A 4,995-nucleotide genomic window follows, 5' to 3' on the forward strand; every position below is an offset into this window, starting at 1 on the left:
TGTGATCGCCGAGACGGCCCTGCCACCGGACAACGAGGCCAACACGGACGGGAACAGGCACTTCTACGGCTTCGAGTGCGAGAACCTGGGCGACGGCAAGGACCCGTGGCCCGCCGTCCAGGTCGAGGCCATGGAGGCCGCGGCGGCGGCCGTCTGCCGTGTCCACAAGTGGAACGCGCCCTCGGTCATCGGTCACCTGGAGTGGCAGCCGGGCAAGATCGACCCCCGGGGCGTCTCGATGGCCGGTCTCCGCCGGCGTATCGACGAGCGGCTGGGCTAGGACGTGTCCGCGGCGTCCCGCCCGGCCCGCGACGCCTGGCACGGCACCTCGCCGCGACGGATCCGCCCGGAGCGCGCCGGCGCGACAATGAAGGTGTGACTCCGGAAGCGCTCGACCTCGCCGCTCTGCGGCCACGGCTGCCGTCGCCCCTGCGGACCGTCGAGGACGAGCGCTTCACCCGTCGCGGCGTACGGCTGCTGCTGAAGCGGGACGATCTGATCCATCCCTCGTTGCCGGGCAACAAATGGCGGAAACTCGAACCGAACCTGCGGGCCGCCGCCGACGGTGGCCATCGCGTCCTGCTGACCTTCGGCGGCGCGTACTCCAACCATCTGCGCGCCACCGCCGCCGCGGGCCGGCTGCTGGGCTTCGCGACGGTCGGCGTCGTACGGGGCGACGAGCTGGCCGCCGGCCCGCTGAATCCGTCACTCGCCCGGTGCGTGGCCGACGGCATGCGGCTGCACTTCGTCGACCGGGCGACCTACCGCCGTAAGACGGAGCCCTCCGTACTGAGGGCGCTGCTGACCGCCGCCGCCGACGGGGTCCCCGTGCCCCGTGAGCGGGTGTACGTCGTCCCCGAGGGCGGCAGCAACTCCCTCGCCGCGCAAGGCTGTACGGCCCTCGGGCGGGAGCTGCGCGGCGCGGCGGACGTGGTGGGGGTCGCCTGCGGCACCGGCGGCACCCTCGCGGGCCTGGCCGCCGGTCTCGCCCCCGGGCAGCGCGCGGTCGGCTTCCCCGTACTGAAGGGCGGCTTCCTGGCCGGCGAGATCCGCGCGCTCCAACTGGCGGCCTTCGGCGGCCCCCGGGGCGACTGGCGGCTCGACGAGCGCTTCCACGGCGGCGGCTACGCCCGTACGACACCCGCGCTCGACGCCTTCGCCGCCGACTTCGAGGACCGGCACCGGTTCCCCGTCGAACGCCTCTACGTGGCCAAGATGCTCCACGGGCTGACCACCCTGGCCGAGGAGGGCGCCTTCCCGCCGGGCAGCGCGGTCGCCGCCGTGGTCACCGGCGGTCCGGGACCGGACGGCGGGGGTCAGTCGGAGTCCTCCCGGTAGGCCGCCGCCTCCTCCAGGTCAAGCCGTCGTAGCAGCGTCCGCAGCATCTCGTCGTCGATCCGCCGTTCGTCGCGCAGCGTCACGAAGACGTCGCGTTCGGCCCCGATCATCTCCCTGGACAGCCGCTGATAGGTGTGGTCGGCGGATTCCCCGGTCAACTCGTTGACGGTGCCGAGCCGTTCCCACACGGAGTTCCGCCGCCGCTCCAGCACGTTCCGGAGCCGCTCCGCCAGTGGCTCGGCCAGGGCGTTGCGTTCGTCGGCGAGCAGTTCGTCCAGCCGCTGCTCCGCCGCCACCGACGCCCGGCTCTGCGCCTGCGCCTCGGCCAGCGTCTCGGCGTACGGGTCTCGCCCCGGCAGCTTCAGCAGTCTGATCAGCGTGGGCAGGGTGAGGCCCTGGACGACCAGGGTGGCGATGACGGTCGTGAAGGTCAGGAAGAGGACGAGGTTGCGGGCCGGGAAGGCGTCGCCGTTGTGCAGGGTCAGCGGGATGGAGAAGGCGATGGCCAGCGACACGACGCCGCGCATGCCCGCCCAGCCGACGATGAGCGGCGCCTTCCAGGTCGTCTCAGGTTCCCGTTCCCTGATCCGCTTCGACAGCGCGCGCGGTACGAAGGTGGCGGGAAAGACCCAGAGGTAGCGGACCGCGACGACGGTCACGAACACCCCGACGGCGTAACCGGCCACTTCCATTCCGCCGTAGGAACCGAGCCCCTTCAGTACATAGGGCAACTGGAGCCCGATCAGCGCGAAGACGACGGACTCCAGGATGAAGGAGACCATCTTCCACACGGCTGCCTCCTGGAGCCGGGTCGCGAAGTCGACCTGCCAGGACCGGTGTCCGAGGTAGAGCCCGACCACGACGACGGCCAGCACACCCGACGCGCCCACCTGTTCGGCCGCCGCGTAGGCGACGAAGGGGATGAGCAGCGACAGGGTGTTCTGGAGCAGCGCCTCCTTCAGATGCGTACGGAGCCAGTGGATCGGCACCATCAGTACGAGGCCGATACCGATGCCTCCCAAGGAGGCCAGCGCGAACTCGCCCATCCCGCCGGCCCAGCTCGCGCCTTCGCCGACGGCCGCCGCGAGGGCCACCTTGAACGCGGTGATCGCGGTCGCGTCGTTCACCAGCGACTCACCCTGGAGGATGGTCGTCATGCGGCTCGGCAGCCCGAGCTTGCGGGCGATCGCGGTGGCGGCCACCGCGTCCGGCGGCGCGATGACGGCGCCGAGGACCAGCGCGGCGGTCAGCGGCAGGCCGGGGATGAACAGATACGCGAGATAGCCGACGACGACCGTCGCGAAGAGGACATAGCCCACGGAGAGCAGACCGATGGGGCGCGCGTTGGCCCGCAGGTCCAGATAGGAGCTTTCCACGGCGGCCATGTGCAGCAGGGGCGGCAGCAGCAACGGCAGGACGATGTGCGGGTCGAGTACGTAGCTGGGCACGCCCGGCACGTACGCGGCGACAATTCCCGCCGTGACAAGGAGCAGCGGGGCCGGGACGGGCGTCCTTCTGGCCGCCGCCGCGATCACCGCGCTTCCCGCCACGAGGGCGATCAGCTGCAACGGGTCCATGCCCACCGTCCTCCACTAGCGTCGTAATCTGGCCATCATGAGTGAGTGCCAGCACGTTGCCGACCTCCCACGCCCCGAATCCGCGCCGCTGAGCGACACCTGCCTGGAATGTCTGGCATCGGGCAGCCACCACGTACAGCTGCGGCTCTGTCTGGTCTGCGGTCATGTGGGGTGCTGCGACTCGTCACCGCACCGGCACGCCTCGCAGCATTTCAGGGATACGGGCCACGCCGTGATGCGTAGCTTCGAACCCGGCGAGACGTGGCGTTGGTGCTTTGTCGACGGTTCGATCGTCTGAGGCCTGGGTACGTCAACCATCCGCCCGTTCTTCGCAATTGGTTGCCACACACCTCTAGCCACTGTTCGCACCCAAATGCCTACTATGAGTAACCGACGGCCCGACCCTGGCCCGGGGGTCCCTGCGACACGGGACCATGGATCGCGATAGCGTCGCCAGTCCAGACCGGCTGCGTGCCGACTACGTACCGCGAGGCTTCGGGAGATTCCCTTCCCGGAGCCCTGAGAAGCTTGTGCCACCTTGGAGGTGAGGGTGTCCCAGATCGCAGGCGAGCCCGGGACCCAGGACTTCGTGGAAGTCCGGCTGCCCGCTGCGGGTGCCTACCTGTCCGTGCTGCGTACGGCTACGGCCGGCCTGGCAGCACGCTTGGACTTCACCCTCGACGAGATCGAGGACCTGCGTATCGCGGTCGACGAGGCCTGCGCGATCCTGCTGCAACAGGCCGTACCGGGCTCCGTCCTCAGCTGTGTGTTCCGGCTCATCGACGACTCGCTGGAAGTGACCGTCTCGGCGCCGACGACCGACGGGCGCGCGCCGGAGCGTGACACGTTCGCGTGGACCGTGCTCTCGGCGCTCGCGGGCAAGGTCGACGCGACGGTCGCCGACGACCGCACGGTCGCCATCAGCCTGTACAAACAGCGCGGCGCGGGACCCGGGCCGGCGTGAGGAACGGGGACGGTCCGGTGCGTGACGAGGAGCGGGTCCCCCAGGATCCGCGCGAAGGGCATGAGGTTCCGGCGGATCCGGCGCTCGTGCCGTCGGGCATTCCGGAGCAGCAGGCCCGGCCCCATCCGGTGGACGGGCTTGACGGCCAGACGGCGGCGGAGCAGGCGCAGGCAGAGCGGGCGGCCACGATGAGCGAGCACAGGCAACACGATCCACATGACCGCAGCGGGGCGCGGGCGATGTTCATCGAGCTGCGCAAGCTGCCCGAGGACTCTCCCGAACGGGCACTGCTGCGCAATCAGCTGGTGCGGATGCATCTGCCGCTCGTGGAGCATCTGGCCCGCCGGTTCCGCAATCGTGGTGAGCCGCTGGACGATCTGACGCAGGTCGCGACGATCGGCCTGATCAAGTCGGTGGACCGGTTCGACCCGGAGCGGGGTGTCGAGTTCTCGACGTACGCCACTCCCACGGTCGTCGGCGAGATCAAGCGGCACTTCCGCGACAAGGGCTGGGCGGTTCGGGTGCCGCGGCGTCTTCAGGAGCTGCGGCTCTCGTTGACGACGGCGACGGCCGAACTCTCGCAGCAGCACGGCCGTTCGCCGACGGTGCACGAGCTGGCGGAGCGGCTGGGCATCTCCGAGGAAGAGGTCCTCGAAGGGCTGGAATCGGCCAACGCGTACAGCACGCTGTCGCTGGACGTGCCGGACACGGACGACGAGTCCCCGGCGGTGGCGGACACGCTCGGCTCGGAGGACGAGGCGCTGGAGAGCGTCGAGTACCGCGAGTCGCTGAAGCCTCTGTTGGAGGATCTGCCGCCGCGCGAGAAGCGGATCCTGCTGCTGCGTTTCTTCGGCAACATGACGCAGTCGCAGATCGCGCAGGAGGTCGGCATCTCGCAGATGCATGTGTCGCGGCTGCTGGCCCGGACGCTGGCGCAGCTGCGCGAGAAGCTGCTCGTGGAGGAGTGAGACGTCCTGGGATCGCCGGAGGGGCCGTGTGCGGCTGCACACGGCCCCTCCGGCGTTTCCAGGCGCGTACCGGCCCGGTGCGGGCCTCTAGGTCGTGTCTTCAAAGTCCCGCCTGGCCCGCGGCGCCGCAGTGACATCAGCCGCTGCC

General features: G+C 70.3%; 6 protein-coding genes. 5 read left to right on the forward strand and 1 reads right to left on the reverse strand.

All coding sequences use genetic code 11. From position 1 onward, the window contains the following. Both P3L51_RS34970 and P3L51_RS34975 read left to right on the forward strand, forming a co-directional pair. A partial coding sequence (locus P3L51_RS34970) for an N-acetylmuramoyl-L-alanine amidase (protein WP_354609395.1) occupies positions 1–280 on the forward strand: 280 nt, incomplete at its 5' end. Positions 281–375: 95 nt separating this feature from the next. After that, the gene (locus P3L51_RS34975; protein ID WP_354609396.1) at positions 376–1,338 is read left to right on the forward strand and encodes a 1-aminocyclopropane-1-carboxylate deaminase/D-cysteine desulfhydrase; all 963 of its coding nucleotides are present in this window, start codon (positions 376–378) and stop codon (positions 1,336–1,338) included. On the opposite strand, the gene P3L51_RS34980 is transcribed toward P3L51_RS34975, so the two are convergent. Beyond that, a complete protein-coding gene (locus P3L51_RS34980; RefSeq protein ID WP_354609397.1) occupies positions 1,317–2,915 on the reverse strand; it encodes a Na+/H+ antiporter in 1,599 nt (532 codons plus the stop codon). The genes P3L51_RS34975 and P3L51_RS34980 overlap by 22 nt on opposite strands. A 37-nt stretch (positions 2,916–2,952) precedes the next feature. Here P3L51_RS34980 and P3L51_RS34985 point away from each other — a divergent pair, with 37 nt between their 5' ends. The 3 genes from P3L51_RS34985 to P3L51_RS34995 all read left to right on the forward strand — a co-directional run bounded on the left by P3L51_RS34985 (position 2,953) and on the right by P3L51_RS34995 (position 4,847). Then, positions 2,953–3,213, forward strand: a complete 261-nt coding sequence (locus tag P3L51_RS34985) for a UBP-type zinc finger domain-containing protein (protein ID WP_354609398.1) — start codon at positions 2,953–2,955, stop codon at positions 3,211–3,213. Between the two features lie 252 nt (positions 3,214–3,465). After that, positions 3,466–3,879 carry an ATP-binding protein gene (locus P3L51_RS34990; RefSeq protein WP_023538758.1) on the forward strand — a complete coding sequence of 138 codons (414 nt, stop codon included), beginning with the start codon at positions 3,466–3,468 and terminating at the stop codon, positions 3,877–3,879. After that, complete coding sequence (locus P3L51_RS34995; RefSeq protein WP_382572031.1) at positions 3,876–4,847, forward strand: RNA polymerase sigma factor SigF; 972 nt, start codon at positions 3,876–3,878, stop codon at positions 4,845–4,847. The genes P3L51_RS34990 and P3L51_RS34995 overlap by 4 nt, the downstream gene beginning before the upstream one ends. The last annotated feature ends 148 nt before the right edge of the window (positions 4,848–4,995 follow it).

Origin of the sequence: Streptomyces panacea (genome assembly GCF_040560175.1) — a bacterium.
Lineage (GTDB): Bacteria > Actinomycetota > Actinomycetes > Streptomycetales > Streptomycetaceae > Streptomyces > Streptomyces panacea.